This is a genomic window from Desulfofustis glycolicus DSM 9705 (genome assembly GCF_900130015.1).
Classification (GTDB): Bacteria; Desulfobacterota; Desulfobulbia; order Desulfobulbales; family Desulfocapsaceae; genus Desulfofustis; species Desulfofustis glycolicus.
This window is the reverse complement of sequence record NZ_FQXS01000041.1, coordinates 1-14,751: the sequence shown is the minus strand read 5'-3', so window position 1 is coordinate 14,751 and position 14,751 is coordinate 1. Positions and strand designations below refer to the sequence as shown.

Below are 14,751 nucleotides of genomic sequence, written 5' to 3'. Positions count from 1 at the left end.
ATATACAATGAGATGCACGGTACGATAGGGGGGGGTGCCGGACATCACACCAAGGAGAGACAAGGCATGTTCACGTTTCTGAAAAACCTGTCGATCAAAGCAAAAATCTTCTGGTTTGTCGTACCGAGTACCATCGCCTTCGGCATCGTGCTCACCGGACTTGCGCTCTATTTTCTCCAGGACTTCAAGACCCAGTCGCTCAACCATTTCGAGATGGCGCTGGCGGCACAACAGCACGCTGCGGCCGAGACGTCCGCGGATAACAGCGCGGTACTGGCCACGCTCCATGACAAGGCCGACGAGATGATTCGGACAACGGCGACGACCTTTATCACCATCGTCGGCGGCGTGATCGTCCTTGCGGCTATCGGCGCCCTGTTCATTGCCGGGCAGATCGCCGCGCCGATCCGTGGTGTCGCCGACGGCCTGGCCAACATCAGCTCCGGCGACGCCGACCTGACGCAGCGCCTGCCGGTGGACTCGACCGACGAGACCGGCCAGGTCTCCCACTATTTCAACAAGTTCCTGGAAAAACTCGGAGCTATCATCAAGGACCTGCAGCAGGACGCCGGCCACCTCAATGATGCCGCCCACACCATCCACGGCCATATCGAAACCATCCAGGAAAAGACCGGTGCGGCCAAGACCGTATCGCAGACCGTCTACCGCTCGGCCGGCTATCAAAGCCGCGATATGAAAGAGATTGCCCAGGTGATCGAGGAGTCTGCCGGAACCTTTCACACCATCTCTTCGGCAGTCGAGGAAATGACCGCCACCGTCGCCGAGGTCGCCGCTACCTCGGCCAAGGCGCATGCCAACACGACGGAGACGACAGCGCGGATGGAGTCCACGCTGACCACCATTTCCGGGCTCGGCATGGCGGCCGATCAGATCGGCAAGGTAACCGAAACCATCGCCGAAATATCCGACCAGGTTAACCTGCTCGCCCTCAACGCCACCATTGAGGCGGCGCGCGCCGGTGATGCCGGCAAGGGTTTTGCCGTCGTGGCCAACGAGATCAAATCGCTGGCCCAGCAGGTGGCCGACGCGGCAGTGGAAATCAAGTCGCGGATCGATGAGGTGCAGCAAGCCACTCAATCGACGATCTCCGAAATTCAAGGGACGGCGACGATTATCGGCGAAAATAGCGATATCGTTGAGACCATCGCCAGCGCTGCCGAAGAGCAGTCGGCAACGGTCAACGAGATTGCCGCTTCCCTCTCCCAGGCATCCCAGGTTCTGCAGGATGCCAACAGCAAGGTGTCCCAGGCTTCGGTCTATGCCGGGGAAATGGCCGACATGGCCAACTCGGTCGATGACGCCGTCAGCCATGTCGAGGAAACGGTGCTGGCCATCCTCGATACATCAGGCAGTCTGCAGGGCATGGCCGAGAAGTCGGCAGACACCAGCAGGCAGTTTAAAACCTGATTCGCACAACCCTCATGACGAAACGTTCTGCACGCGTCCTGTCACTATCCGCCGTCATCTTGTTCAGTGCGTTGTGCAGTACCGCCGTTCAATCGACAACGGGGCCGGAGCAGGTTCGCCGGGTTGATTTCCGACAACACCATGTCCTGGTGCTCAGTTCGTATCACCGTGGCTAATCATGGAGCGAACAGATCATCGAAGGTATCCATGCCGCCTTTGGTGAGTATGACAAGCCGGTCGAATTTTCCTACGAATACCTCGACACCAAGCGCTACCGGGAAAGCCCCGCTTACTAACGACTCCATGCCGACCTGCTGGCGCACAAGTATCGTCGCCACCCGGTCGACCTGATCGTGCTGAGCGACAACAGCGCTTTTGACTTTATCGAGACCCATCGACAAGAACTTTTCCCCTCTTCTCCGGTCGTTTTCTGCGGCATCAACAACTACTCAGAGGCCATGCACGACCGCCTCGCCCAGAGCACCGGCGTCGCCGAGTACAAGGAGATGGGGGCAACGCTCGACTTGATCCGCCGGCTTCACCCGGCAACCCGGACCATCGCCATCATCAGCGATCAGACGGGAACCGGAGCCATCGATGGTGCCCTGGTCGAGGAAGCCGTGTCGGAGAGAGACGGTCTTGCAAGCGTGTCACTTTCCGGCGCAGAACTGTCCCTTACCGAGTTGCTGGCTCGCCTGCGCGACCTGCCGCCCGATACCGTGGTCTTTTTCAGCAGTTTCTGGCGGGATCGCACCGGCGAGGCTCATTCGGCCGATGACACGATCCCGCTGATCGTTGAGCCTTCTTCAGTTCCGATCTATACCCACGCCGACACCTTCCTCCTCGGCGGCGTCGGCGGCGTGCTCGTCCACGGCCGGACCCAGGGACAGTTGGCGGGGGAAATGGCCGCGCAGCTGCTTCAAGGTACCCCTCCCGAAATTATCCCGGTCAGCTCCCAGGCCAATATCCCCGTCTTCGACTATCAGGCGCTTGCTTCCTGGCGGATAGATGAGTCGTTGCTGCCGAATAACGCGGTCATTCTCAGCCAGCCGCCGCCGTCGCTCTACGAGCGTTACACATCACTGGTATGGTCGGTTGTCGCTACCTTTATCGTCCTGCTGGCTCTGATTGTCGGCCTCTTTGCCAACATCGGTTTTCGAAGGCGTGCGGAAAACGCTTTGCGCCAGAGCGAGGAGCGATTCCGCGGCCTGATCGAGATGGCCCCTGTACCGAGCGTCCTCGGGCGGGACGGCCGCTGTCTCTACACCAATCGTGCCTTTGCCCGGCTTTTCAAGTCAACGGTCAGTGGTGAGCTGGACGGCTGGCAGTTGATTTCTTTTATCGCACTGGAAGAACAGGGAACGGTTAGCCGGCTCATCTCGACGTGGTTCGAGACGGGAAGAAACGAGCCGGTTCACTTCGATTCAATCGGCATAAAAGGTTACGACGCGCTCTTTCCCTGCGGTGTCAATGCCTCTACAATCAAGCTTTCCGACGGGCACTGCACTCTGGTCTTCGTCCAGGATATCAGCGAGCGCCGCCGTGCCGAGGCGGAACGGGAAAAACTGCAGATGCAGCTCCTGCACGCGTAAAAGATGGAATCGATCGGTCGTCTCGCTGGTGGCGTCGCTCATGATTTCAACAACATGCTCGGGGTCATCCTCGGATATACCGAACTGAGCATGAACCAGCTTGAGCTTAAAGACAAATTCTACGGGAACCTCCAGCAGACCAGGGTTGCCGCCGAACACAGCGCTGATCTGACCAGACAGCTGCTGGCTTTTGCTAGACGGCAAACGGTAACGCCGAAGGTAATCGATCTCAACGAGGTCGTCGAGTGGAAAAGCGGGGTCAGGCTTGACTTATTGTCTGCAATAAGTCAAGCCTGACCCCGCTTTGAACTAACTGGTTACGTTGAAACTCTGACCGGTAATGTTTTTCGTCAGATCGGAGCAGAGGTAACAGACCATATTAGCGACATCCTCCAGGCGTTGCGCCCTGCCGAGAGAAAAGGTGCCGGCGATGTCGTCGTCGAAACTGGCCCGAAACCGCTTGTCACTGGTCTCCAGGTTCTCCAGAGACCACAGCTCCGTGGCCACCGCACCGGGGCAGACGGCGTTGATATTGAGGCCGTAGGCGGCGTACTCCAGGGCGACCGCCTCGGTAAAGGCGATCAACGCCGCCTTGGAAGCGGAGTAATGGGCGTAGGTGGCCATCGGTTTTTTGCCGCTGATCGCCGCGATATTGACAATCTTGCCCTTTTCCCTCTTAATCATCTGCGGCAGCACCGCGCGGGTCGTCAGATAGGGACCGTAGGCGTTGACCCGAAAGACATCGAGCCACTCTTCCGGCTCCATGCTGAGCAGGGTGACCCGGCGGCTGATGCCGGCATTGTTGACCAGGATATCGATCTGCCCGAGTTCCTCGGTAATGCGCTGCACCGCGCTATCGACACTGTCCCGGTCGGTGACGTCCAGATAGACGAACGAGCAGTTCTCGCCGATGGTTCGGCAGGCCCGCTCGGCCCGCTCCTCGGCGATATCACCGATTACCACCCGAACCCCCTCGGCAACCAGGTGCGCGGCAATGCTCTCCCCGATGCCGCGGGCTCCGCCGGTTACCAGTGCCATCTTGTTTTGCAGATGCATTTCCATGGCTGCCTCCTCGGTGCATTACTGACAAATAATGGAAACCCCGGTCTGGAATTTCTTGTCGTTGATAATCAATTTCGCCTGGAAGACACCGCTGAGACCGCGTTTGCTCACGTGGATCTTGATGTCCCGATCGTCTTTTTCCAAAAAAGCCCCGGAGCACATCGCCAAGCTCCAGACTGCGGCCGTGTTGATGAAATAGCGATGGCTTTCACCCTTATTTTCCAGACAGAGCATCACCAGTGATCCCCGTTCAAAGCGGCCGTGGAAGACAAAGCGGTCGACATCTTCCTCGATGAACACGTTGTGCCAGCTTTCCGGAAGTTCCATGACCTCCTCGGCTTCGGGCTCGGTGTCGAACTCCTCCGTCACCTCGAGGCTGCCGAGCAACTTACCCGCGCCGAGTTCAAGGTTTGCCCCGTCGTGGTAGAGCGGCAATTTCTCGGCCCGGTAGAAATTACCTTCCGTCTCCAGCTCGTAGAGCACGACTCCGTCTTTCTCTTCAACGGTTACCGAGCGCAACTCAACACCGGGCGTCTTCATGTCGAGAAAGGCGCCGAGGGAATCGGAGGCATAGCCGTTCTCAAAGCCGATACCGCCGGAGTGAATCATATAATGGCCCTCATCGTAATATTCGACGTTGCAGATGTAGGGAGAGAAAAAGTCCTGGCCGCGCTCTTTGCCATATTGCCAGATCTGCTCGATTTCCATCTTTTCGGTGTCGATCCGGTAACGGACGCCGCGGGAGAAATTTTCTCGGTTCTTGATATAGTTCTCTTTGTTTTTGGCGCGGTATTGGCCGTTGTCGAACATCATGATATCGCCGTCCGGGCAGACCACGCAGGCATGCTGCTCGTACTGCCAGTCGAAGTTGGCAAGGTCGCCAACCGGGGTAAAGAAGTATTTGTCGACCATCTCTTGGGGCCATCCTTCCGGGTCGCCGAGAATCCAATTCAGCGCACCGCTGTCGTAATCGATGCTGATGACCCCATCCTGGTGCCGGCCGGAGAGGACGATGCTGTTGGTTTTCTTGTCGTACCAGACGGCATTGTTGTGGAACCAGTCGTGGGCATCCTGCGAACCGGAGCCGCCCACGTCCATCGGCAGCACATCACGGTAATCCCAGCTCTTCAGGATCTCGCCGGTATTCCGGTCGAGCAGCACGCACATATCCTCGACGGTATCGCGGCTGAAATCCTGGGTCAGCGCCAGCAGATTGCCGTCTTCCATCTCAAAATGATCGTGGTGATAGTTCCCCGGCAGCCGGTATTCCTTGTAGATCTTGCCGAGCAGATTCAACTCGATCAACCCGGTCGCATTGTAGGGCATATGGCAAAAGCGGCTGGAACCGGTGATGATATTACCGTTGGCCACCCGTTTAATGTCGAACATGGTGTTCTCTGTCAGCAGCCAGCGGATGTCGCCGCGATAGTCGTAGCCGGTGGGCAGGTTTTTTCCGGCCGGGGTCAGAAACATGATGTTGGTGCCGAGATAGTCGGCCGATGTATGGATGTTAAGGCACCGGCACACCTCTTCGGGCAGCGGACCGGTGGTGATATCGATGGTCGTGCTGCGGCCGTCCGGCAAAGAGATGACCACTTTGTTGGTAAAGTTTTCATAGAGGCCAAGTACCGGCAGCAGGTGCTTAGTCGCCGCCGGAAAGCTGTGGCTGATATCCTCCCGCTCGTTTCGCTTGCCGCAGACGGTCACCGTCGGTGCTACCTCGGTCTCGGTGCGAAACAGAACCAGGGCGCAGAGCGGGTTGATTAGGTAGGGGTTGACCTCCACCTGCGGCTGCTCAAAAGTCGGCTTGGCATCCGCGAGCCGTGTGAGAAACTCCTGCTCTGATTGGTGTTGCCGGTCGATGATATGGTCTTGGTTGATGTAGCGTACTTTTGTGCTCATGATTGTCTCCTTGTCAGGCGATCGCCTCGATTTCTTTGATAATGGCCGGTTTTTGCTTCAGTCCTTCCAGACGGCTGACCTCGGCGCCGTCCTTGAAAAAGAGCATCGTCGGAAAGCCTTTCACGCCAAGCTGTTCCTTGAGTTCGCGATTCTCGTCAAAATCGATGATATAGATCGGAAAATCGGGCTGTTTTTTGCTGATATCCTTGAGGACGAAGGACAGCATCTTGCACGGGCCACAGGTCTTTGAATAAAATTCGACGAGCATCGGTTGCAAGTGATCAATCTGCTCGTATTCCTGCTGGGTGATTTCGGTAATCATGGTCGTTGCTCCTCGTTATTTGATCGATTCGACATAGACGGCGGCACTGTTGGCAGCCACGGCTCCATCGGAGCACGCGGTGACGATCTGCCGCAGATGCTTGACGGTGATATCCCCTGCCCCGTAAATACCCGGCACCGAGGTGCGCATGTGCGAGTCGACCTTGATACAGCCGGTACGATCGAGGATGCCGAGCCGCGCGAAGGCTTGGGAAGAAGCCTCGAAGCCGATGTACTCGAAAACGCCGTCACACTCCACATACCGCTCGGTGGCATCCTCTTTGGTGGACTTGAACCGCACCCCGGTCAACCGGTCGGTGCCGGTAAACTCGAGCACTTCCTGGTACGGGTAGATTGTTACATTGTCGAACCGGCGCAGCAGGTCGCAGGCCTTCGGATCGGCAGTCAGATCAAACAGGGTGACCACCGTCAGCCGCGTGGTAATGCCGGCCAGATAGATCGATTCCTCGACCGCCGAATTGCCGCCGCCGATGACGACCACCTCCTTGTCGCGATACTGGGCGCCGTCGCAGATGGCGCACCAGCTGATGCCGGAACCGGCCCAGCTGTCCTCGCCGGGCACGCCGAGCCGGCGCGGTACGGTGCCGGTGGCGAGAATCACGGCCCGGGCCTGGTAGACGGTGTCGTCTTCTTCGCAGGTGATGGTCTTGAGCGGGCCGTTGTCGGCGATGCCGGTTACCGTCTTGTAGTCGAAGGCGACGCCCAGCTCCTGGGTGTGCTCGAACATCTTGATGGCCAGTTCGGCGCCGCTCAACTTGCCGGTCCCGGTGTAGTTCTCGACCTCGTTGGTGTTGATCATCTGGCCGCCGGGCGACAGCCGGTCCAGCATCAGGACCGACATGTTGGCCCTGATCGCGTAGATGGCGGCCGTCATGCCGGCCGGGCCGGCGCCGACGATGACGATGTCATAGGTGTTGTTCTCCATTGCATCCCTCCTTGACCGACAGCGCGGTCCGGTACGAATATCTGATTAAAAAAGTGCCCTGGATAAAGGAATTCCGACAACAATGACAACGCCCATAATGAGGGCGGAGCTGACCAGCGTATTGAGCGCCACGTTGCGTCGGCTGATCCATTCGGGGTTGTCATAGAGAATTGCCGCAAACGGTGATGCAGCAGGCGTGACGGCGGCAATCAAAACGATGAAGAAAAAGCAGACGATGATCGGCGTCGCGGCAAAACCCAATCCGCTGCACAACGCCAGGATCACCGGTGTGAAGATGAGACCGGCGACCACCGAGTTGCAGAAATTGGTAACTACGATGGCCAGCGCAATGATCAGCACCGTCAGAGCCAGTTCGTTCAATCCGGCCAAATGGGTTTTCAGGAAAAATTCCATATAGAGCGTCACATTGGTGCCCGGCCCGGTCATCGAGTTGCCGAGCATGAAAGCGGTGGCAATAAGGATGAAGGTTCGCCACGGATAGGACTGGTTGGTCTCCGGCAGATTGGCCAGCGGCTTGCCGCCGACGCGAATGGCCGTCGCCAGAAAGACGATAACCAGCGATGCCGCCAGGCTGTTGGCCGCAAGAAATCCGCCGAGCACGTTGTCCTTGCCGATGATTCCCGGCAGCAGAAGCCAAAGCGCGTAGAGGAAAAAGAGCCCGAGAATCAGCTTCTGTTGGATACTGAACGGCGGCAACTCATCCTTCTTCAGGATCTCCGGATCAATCTTGCGCAACGGCGACACATCGACGCGATAGACGTAGCGCATAAAAAGGAGGATGACCGCAATGCTGACAAAGGAGATGACCACGCTGAAGAGAAGATAGAGGGCGATATTGACCGGCACCACGTCACCGGGGGCGTTGTCGGCGATCATACTCATATTGTTGAGCAGGTAGAAGGCGCCGCCCTTGAAAGGATCGGTGGCGAACGAGAGCAGCGCGACCATCATGGTGTTGACGATCATCAAGGTCACGTAGGTGTCGCCCCGCTTAAAGCCGACGTAATCAAAAACGATATAGAGCGCTGGCCACATCAGGAAGCAGGCGGTGGTCTGTTCGAGCATGGCCACAAAATAGGTGCCGATCAGGATCATCGCGGTAAAGGCCCAGGGCCGGCCGCGCACGATCGGGTGGGTCATGAACCAGCGGGCCAGGTACGCGGAAATATTGGAGCGCATCAGGATCGCAGCGAACATGAAGAGGAAAAAGAGCATGACGGTCATCGGGTTGCCCATGAACTGGTTGAGCACCTGAGGCATCGCCATGTGGCTGGTCATGCCGAACAGGGCGACCCCAAGGAAACTGGGCCAGAGGCTGTCGACAAAGGTCCAGAGGTAGACGACGCCGAGGAACAGGCCGATAATCACCATCCCCTCAGCGGTAATGGCCAGTTGATGGGCACCGCCGTCCAGTGGAATCCCGGCCGCCTGCAATTTGTCGTTGACCGGCACGGCGATCGACGGTGGTGGAACGAAACGGCCGAACACCATCAGGGAAATCCCGATCAACGAGTGAATCAGCATTGAGACATTGAAAGATTGCTTCGTATTCTTCATAGTGAGCCGTGCCTGTTTGCCATTGGTGCCGAAAGATCCGTCCAGAGCGTTTCTTTCGAAGTGAAACGGTTCCCGTGCCGGTTATGGGCAGATGGATACCCTGTTATCTTCAGTGGAAAAATAGCCTGGACTATGTTTGGTTAGGAAAAATGAAAATTTTCCGGAAGACCGGCGAGATCATCGACGCCGGGACAGGAGAAGGGTATCTACGGAGGGTATATGCTCTGGCTGAAGGATAAGTACCAGGAAGAGTTTGCCAAGATCGCCGTCAAGGAGCACCTGCCGAAAGGATATCTCTTGGACAACGCCTACATTTACTACCTGCAGTCAGGGTTTTGTGTGCTGGGGCACACCTCGGAACGGGGCGATGAGCGGGTACTGGTGTACTTTCGGGAAAAGGCGCTGATGGGCTTTCTGCCCTATCTGATCAAAAACATCGACGACCGGGAGTTTGCCGAAGAATCATTTCCGACCGGGGAATACTTCATCAAGACGCGCAGCGCCTGTGACGTGCTGAAAGTGGAGGGCGAACACTTCTTCTCAGTGGTCGATAAAACGCCGGCGCTGTATCGCACCATCCTCTGCACGTTGACCCAGAACTACGCCAATATCATTGATCTTCTGACCCGCATCATCAACAAATCAGCGCCGGTTCGAGTGTGCCGGGTTATCGAGGAATTCAAGATTGAAGAACAGGGGGAAATCGTACTCCCGCGTTACCTGACCTACTATGATATCGGTATTTTCACGTCCCTGCACGTCATCACGGTAACCAAGATCTTCAAGGCCCTGCTCCGCGAAAAGATTATCCGCAAAGCAGGACGCACCGTGATCATCTGTCAGGCGGAACGTATCAATGAAATCGCCAACGAACAGGCCGAACTTCGCTATTGAGGCGGCGCAGGCCGCGAAAATCTAGAGCGCCAGCCTAACCATAGCGCCGAGGAACACTGTATCGGTATCGATGTCGGTCGCTTCGTCGTCCAGATCGGTTGAGTCGTTGAAGCGGTAGGTGCCATAGAAATCGCCCCACACTCCGGGCAACAATTCGAGGTTGAGACCGGCCCGAAAGGCAAAGAACGGCTCGTCGGCGAAATCACCATCACGATACTGCATGCCGATTCCAGCCCCGCCGTAAACATTGCGGCCGATCAATACAAAGGCCTGCGGAGCGAGCGCCGTCTCGCCGAAACGATCTGGCAGGATTTCCAGGTCCACCTCCAACCCGAGCAACCCGGGCCAGTATTGATAACTGACCAGGTAGGAAAAGCCGTCGTCATCGACATCACTGACATCCACATCGTCAAGCGCCACCCAATAATTCACCCCGCCACCGATACGGTGATCGGCCGCCTGGGCCTGACTCCCGAGCCCTCCGGCCAATACGACAATGACTAACAATACAATTTTGTTCATATCTCCCTCCCTTCTGGAAAAAGGGGACTGTCCCCTATTTCGGGGACTGTCCCCTTTTTCCCAACTTTTTCATTTAGTTGGGCCTTTTGCAAAACTTAGATTTTCGTTCAAAACCAAGGAATGCGAAAAATTTTACCGCAGGCTTATACATGATATTCCGAGGAAAAAATTTTGAGCATAACGCAGAGTTTGGGCGAAAAGATTGTTTTGCAAATGGCTCAGTTAGTTGAAATACGAAAACAATGGAGCCAGTTCCACCTTCTCGAACCGTGAATAGTCCACTCCCCTGAGCCAGACGGTGAGTGTTTCCGGCCGGGCGACTACCTGGACCACGGTACCGGCGTGCAGGGCGCCGCCCTCCTCGATCGGGACCGCCAGCAGATCCATCATGGCTTCGGCATCGATAGCGCCGTAAAAACGAGGCGAATTGGCCAGAGAGACCAGGTTGCGATAGCGAGGATCCTGTTCTTCCGGCAGCGGCAGATTCAATCTATCTTCCCATTTGTCGGGATATGGAGGTACAAAACTGTTGTAGGTTACGAGCAGGCCATTGCTGCCGCGCAGAACCCGTGAACCGAAGGTCGGCCGTTCGATCGACACCGCTTTACGGGCATCGGTCACCTGAATGATATAGGAGATGTCGGCCGGCACCTCTTCGATCATGGCCACCGCCTGCTCCAGCGTCGCGCTGTTAGTCAGCACCCGAACGAGCAGGTCGCTGGAATCTTGACGATCCTCATAAAAATGCGGATCGGAGTATTCACCATTGTTCAACTCAATAAAGACCCCCCTGCTGTTGATGCCGGTCTCCAGATAGACATTACCCAGCGGATGGATATTGGCAAACGGGATAGACCCCTCCGGATGGAAAACGGCTATGCCGAGGTATTTCATGTACGGGAGCATCGATTCGCGGTCTATGTCCCAGTTACGCCCGAAAATCAACTGACCGCTGGGCGTATAGTCATGCCATACGCCGATACCGCTGCAGGCCGACGGTGGTTCATGACCGAGTGCCGCTTGGGTCAAGAGGATCATACCGGCATTGAGAACAAGCACCTGGTCATGCGATAAGCCGGATGTTTCGGCCATGCCGTCCAGAAGGTGCCGCAACGGTTCAGCGTACCCTTCATAGAGCATGCGCCCCATCTCTACCTGCTCCGCCCGCCCGGTTCCCCGTGCGGCCACGTCGGTGGTGATGCGATCGTGGAAGGCGCGCAGCTCGTCAGCCAACAGCGCTCCATATTGACGCCCCATTTCCAGCCAGCTGCCGCGCAGTACCACCACCTGATAAGTACCCCTCGAAGAGGCCGTACGCATCCCTGCGCCAAAGGTTTTCTGCGGCTTTTCGGACGCGGCAGGTATGAAGCGGTCGGCTTTGGCAGTAAGAAATAGCCGAAATTTCGACGACGGCCGCTCATTGCTGTAATGACTCGTTCCGGCCTCATCGATATATCGGTAGATTTCGGCATCGGCGGCCGCACTGCCGGCAAAAGCCACCAGACCGAGGAACGCTAGTAAGACTGACACGAGTTGTTGACGTCGCTTCATGGATTGATATCCCTTAATTAATTGATTTCAGGAGTCTAATACGGTTCTAATTTTTTGCGAGAGATCCTGTTTTGAAAATGGTTTGGAAATGAAATGCACCCCCTCTTTCAAGAGGCCTCGATCAGTAATCACGCTTGCCGTGTATCCGGACATGAAAAGGATCTTCATATCGGGATAGCCCTGTTGTAACAGGTCACCAAGTTCCTGTCCGTTCATATCGGGCATAATGACATCGGTTAACAGGAGGTGGATAGTCCCGTCAAACTGTCGGGCAGTCTCGATCGCTGCCGTTGGACCGCCTGCCGTGATCACCTGATAGCCCATCTGGCTGAGCACACGCTCTGTCAATTTCAATACAGCCTGGGCATCTTCTACAACCAGAATGGTTTCGCTGCCGTGCACGTCGGCACTCTGGTGCTGCTCGCTTTGGCCAGGTTCCACCGGATACGGGTGTTGAGGCAGGTAGATCTTGAATGTGGAGCCCTCGCCGGGTTCGCTGTAAACAGTGAGGAATCCGTTATTCTGTTTAATGATACCGAAAACGGTGGCCAAGCCGAGACCGGTACCTTTTCCTTCTTCCTTGGTCGTGAAAAATGGCTCGAAGAGATGCCTCTGCGTATCGTCATCCATCCCTGACCCATTGTCGCTCACCGACAGCGTCACGTACTCGCCGGCCACAACCCCCTTGTGTGTGGCACAGTATGCATCATCAATGGTGGCGGTTCCCGTTTCAATAATGACTCGCCCGACGCCGCCAATGGCATCCCGCGCATTGACGCACAAGTTGGCCAAAATCTGATCAACTTGGGTTGGATCTATTTTAACCGTACCGATGTCTTCCCCAGGCTGCCAAATCAGAGTGATATCTTCACCGATAAGCCGGCCCAGCATTTTCAGCATCGCTTCAATACTGTGATTGAGATCCAGCGCTATGGGTTCAACGGTCTGTTTACTGGCAAAAGCGAGCAATTGGCGGGTAATATTTGTCGAGCGTTTACAGGCACTGAGCACTTCACTGAGATACTCATGGAGCGAACTCTGTTTATCGACCTTGGCCAGGGAGAGCTCAGTAAAACCTGAAATAACACTGAGCATGTTATTGAAGTCATGGGCAACGCCACCGGCGAGACGACCGACCGACTCCATTTTCTGCGATTGTATGACTTGCTGCTGCAATTTTTCACGATCCTGTTCCCGTCTGATATGATCGGTAATATCGACAACCGTTGCAAAAACCCGAGGCTTCCTCCCCTCCCTCCGTTCAATGACTCCTTGATTACGAATATAAAGGATCTCACCGTCGCGGCGAACGACGCGGTATTCGAGCGGAGGCAGTTCCGTCCCGTCACCATCGAGACAACTTTGCAACCAATGGATCACCCGCTCTCGGTCCTCTGGGTGCATGACGTTCTTCGTGACCAGGTCAAAGTCGACAATCTCGTCGGGAGTATAGTGTAACAGGTCATAAATACCCTGAGACCAGGTAATCTCACCGGTCTCCTGGTCCCAGGTGAAATCGCCCATGCCGGCAACATACTGAGCCCTGATAAGCCTGTTCTGACTTTCTATTAAGGCTTCTTCCGTCGCCTGCCGGCGCTTGATTTCATTTTCGAGCTTTCTGAGTTCATGGCGAAGGACAAGATAGAAGACGAGAGCGGTAATAATGACAAAAAACCACCCCTTGTAGGTTTGCAGGAAGTTTAAAGAGGTGTCATTGCCGGTCAGATTTGCCAGCAACCAGTCTGAACCGATGATCCAGAGTCCGGCCAGGACAGCATAGGTAATGGCTCTACGAAGCGGTAATCCTTTGTATTCGTGACTCATCTGACCTTCCAACAGAAGCGTGAATGCCGACTGTTATCCTACAAACGCATCTTCACCTGCTACCTACATCTTCCTAAATCTTTTCGCAGAGGTAAACAAAAAAAGGGGACGGTAGTCGAATCCGCACCCTCCTGCGTGACAGGGCGAAAAGAGATCAATATTCGATTTGTTATCAACATATTATATCAGAATGTAAGCACGCAAGAGAAGCTGGAATAGGTGAAAAGCCCCCTGATAAGCCCTTCTGCGTTTATCATTAAAACCAAACGATGACTTTTCTTTCTTTGTCGAGATTATAGGGATACCTTTTAAGGATATCAGCACCAAGTATGCCTCGTTTAACAGCCCCTTTCCCGCTTTGCGTAACGATCAAAAAGTCGTGATACTCATGTGGACCTATCTTGAATACCTCTAGTTTTCTCATCTCTTGTACGATCTGATCTTCTCTTGAGATTTGATATTTTTCTGCATGCAGATAGTCAGCCTTGAGAAAATCGGCGTTACGACCAGGCAAAATCGTATGGGGTGAAGAAGGATCGAAAAGCAATGATGTGCTGAATTGATTACCTCTGTGCATCATAGTGACCGGAACATAGATCTCACTTCCGGAGAACTCAACGGGAGTGATCATCTCGATCTTGGTTAGTTCTGGATGGAGTCTGACGTTGGTACTGTTACTGGGTGGTGTTGAGTTAGTATATTGGGTCTTTCCTTCCGAATCGACATATGAGTAAATGCGTTCGATCGTATTATTATCATTAGATTCCGGAGTGTTTGTCTGAGTGCCGGGAAAATATTGCCGCGGTGTGTAAATAGTTAATATTTTTATACCTTAATGATGCACTTTCGAGTATAATTCTGGGCATGGAAAAGATAGATGCCCGAACACATAATCAGCAGACTCAGTATGAGTTGCGCAAGCAGGTTGTCCGCTTGCGCAAACGTGGTTTGTCCACCAAAGAAACCGCCGAATTGGTCGGTATCTCTGCCTCTCATGCCAGTACGATCTGGCAGAAGTATCTGCGAGGAGGCATAGATGCGATCAAACCGGGCAAGCGAGGCCGCCGACACGGAGCGCAGCGAGTCCTCGATGCCGAGCAGGAAAAAAGCGTGCAAATCATGCTGGTGGAC

Annotated in this window: 16 protein-coding genes; 6 read left to right on the top strand and 10 right to left on the bottom strand. The window is 55.2% G+C overall.

Features of this window, described 5'->3' with window-relative positions:
- Positions 1-66: 66 nt before the first annotated feature.
- On the top strand, positions 67-1,428 hold the full coding sequence (locus BUC26_RS20645; protein ID WP_073379117.1) for a methyl-accepting chemotaxis protein: 1,362 nt from the start codon (positions 67-69) through the stop codon (positions 1,426-1,428).
- Positions 1,429-1,442: 14 nt separating this feature from the next.
- Entirely contained in the window at positions 1,443-1,604 is a 162-nt protein-coding gene (locus tag BUC26_RS23485; RefSeq protein WP_153307097.1) for a hypothetical protein, read from the top strand.
- Here BUC26_RS23485 and BUC26_RS23815 read toward each other — a convergent pair whose 3' ends face one another.
- A complete protein-coding gene (locus BUC26_RS23815; protein ID WP_084540811.1) occupies positions 1,605-1,823 on the bottom strand; it encodes a hypothetical protein in 219 nt (72 codons plus the stop codon).
- On the opposite strand from BUC26_RS23815, the gene BUC26_RS23660 reads away from it, so the two are divergent.
- Together BUC26_RS23660 and BUC26_RS23655 are read left to right on the top strand one after the other, a co-directional pair.
- A complete protein-coding gene (locus BUC26_RS23660; RefSeq protein WP_073379116.1) occupies positions 1,782-3,020 on the top strand; it encodes an ABC transporter substrate binding protein in 1,239 nt (412 codons plus the stop codon). The two genes, BUC26_RS23815 and BUC26_RS23660, sit on opposite strands and share 42 nt — an antisense overlap.
- Positions 3,021-3,023: 3 nt before the next feature.
- Positions 3,024-3,317, top strand: coding sequence for a histidine kinase dimerization/phospho-acceptor domain-containing protein (locus BUC26_RS23655; RefSeq protein ID WP_073379115.1), 294 nt, complete (start codon positions 3,024-3,026; stop codon positions 3,315-3,317).
- Positions 3,318-3,329: 12 nt separating this feature from the next.
- Here the strand turns inward: BUC26_RS23655 and BUC26_RS20630 are convergent, their stop codons facing one another.
- The 5 genes from BUC26_RS20630 to BUC26_RS20610 are packed head-to-tail and all read right to left on the bottom strand — an operon-like array spanning position 3,330 to position 8,829.
- Complete coding sequence (locus BUC26_RS20630) at positions 3,330-4,082, bottom strand: SDR family NAD(P)-dependent oxidoreductase (protein WP_084540809.1); 753 nt, start codon at positions 4,080-4,082, stop codon at positions 3,330-3,332.
- 18 nt (positions 4,083-4,100) lie between these two features.
- Positions 4,101-5,984 carry an aryl-sulfate sulfotransferase gene (locus tag BUC26_RS20625; protein WP_073379114.1) on the bottom strand — a complete coding sequence of 628 codons (1,884 nt, stop codon included), beginning with the start codon at positions 5,982-5,984 and terminating at the stop codon, positions 4,101-4,103.
- Between the two features lie 13 nt (positions 5,985-5,997).
- Positions 5,998-6,306 carry a thioredoxin family protein gene (locus BUC26_RS20620; protein WP_073379112.1) on the bottom strand — a complete coding sequence of 103 codons (309 nt, stop codon included), beginning with the start codon at positions 6,304-6,306 and terminating at the stop codon, positions 5,998-6,000.
- A gap of 15 nt (positions 6,307-6,321) precedes the next feature.
- A complete protein-coding gene (locus BUC26_RS20615; protein ID WP_073379111.1) occupies positions 6,322-7,251 on the bottom strand; it encodes an NAD(P)/FAD-dependent oxidoreductase in 930 nt (309 codons plus the stop codon).
- A 45-nt stretch (positions 7,252-7,296) separates the two neighbouring features.
- Positions 7,297-8,829 (bottom strand): SLC13 family permease, encoded by a 1,533-nt coding sequence (locus BUC26_RS20610; RefSeq protein ID WP_073379110.1) that lies wholly within the window; start codon positions 8,827-8,829, stop codon positions 7,297-7,299.
- A 219-nt stretch (positions 8,830-9,048) separates the two neighbouring features.
- On the opposite strand from BUC26_RS20610, the gene BUC26_RS20605 reads away from it, so the two are divergent.
- Entirely contained in the window at positions 9,049-9,723 is a 675-nt protein-coding gene (locus BUC26_RS20605; protein WP_073379109.1) for a Crp/Fnr family transcriptional regulator, read from the top strand.
- 21 nt (positions 9,724-9,744) lie between these two features.
- Here the strand turns inward: BUC26_RS20605 and BUC26_RS20600 are convergent, their stop codons facing one another.
- From BUC26_RS20600 to BUC26_RS20585, 4 genes are all read right to left on the bottom strand, one after another.
- A complete protein-coding gene (locus BUC26_RS20600; RefSeq protein ID WP_244155918.1) occupies positions 9,745-10,245 on the bottom strand; it encodes a hypothetical protein in 501 nt (166 codons plus the stop codon).
- 222 nt (positions 10,246-10,467) lie between these two features.
- On the bottom strand, positions 10,468-11,796 hold the full coding sequence (locus BUC26_RS20595; protein ID WP_073379107.1) for a C45 family autoproteolytic acyltransferase/hydrolase: 1,329 nt from the start codon (positions 11,794-11,796) through the stop codon (positions 10,468-10,470).
- Positions 11,797-11,823: 27 nt separating this feature from the next.
- A complete protein-coding gene (locus tag BUC26_RS20590) occupies positions 11,824-13,620 on the bottom strand; it encodes a hybrid sensor histidine kinase/response regulator (protein WP_073379106.1) in 1,797 nt (598 codons plus the stop codon).
- Positions 13,621-13,876: 256 nt separating this feature from the next.
- Positions 13,877-14,251: a pepsin/retropepsin-like aspartic protease family protein gene (locus tag BUC26_RS20585; RefSeq protein ID WP_073379105.1), complete on the bottom strand. Its 375-nt coding sequence runs from the start codon at positions 14,249-14,251 to the stop codon at positions 13,877-13,879.
- Between the two features lie 233 nt (positions 14,252-14,484).
- Here BUC26_RS20585 and BUC26_RS20580 point away from each other — a divergent pair.
- Positions 14,485-14,751: helix-turn-helix domain-containing protein (locus BUC26_RS20580; protein WP_143166106.1), on the top strand; the 267-nt coding region annotated here is incomplete at its 3' end.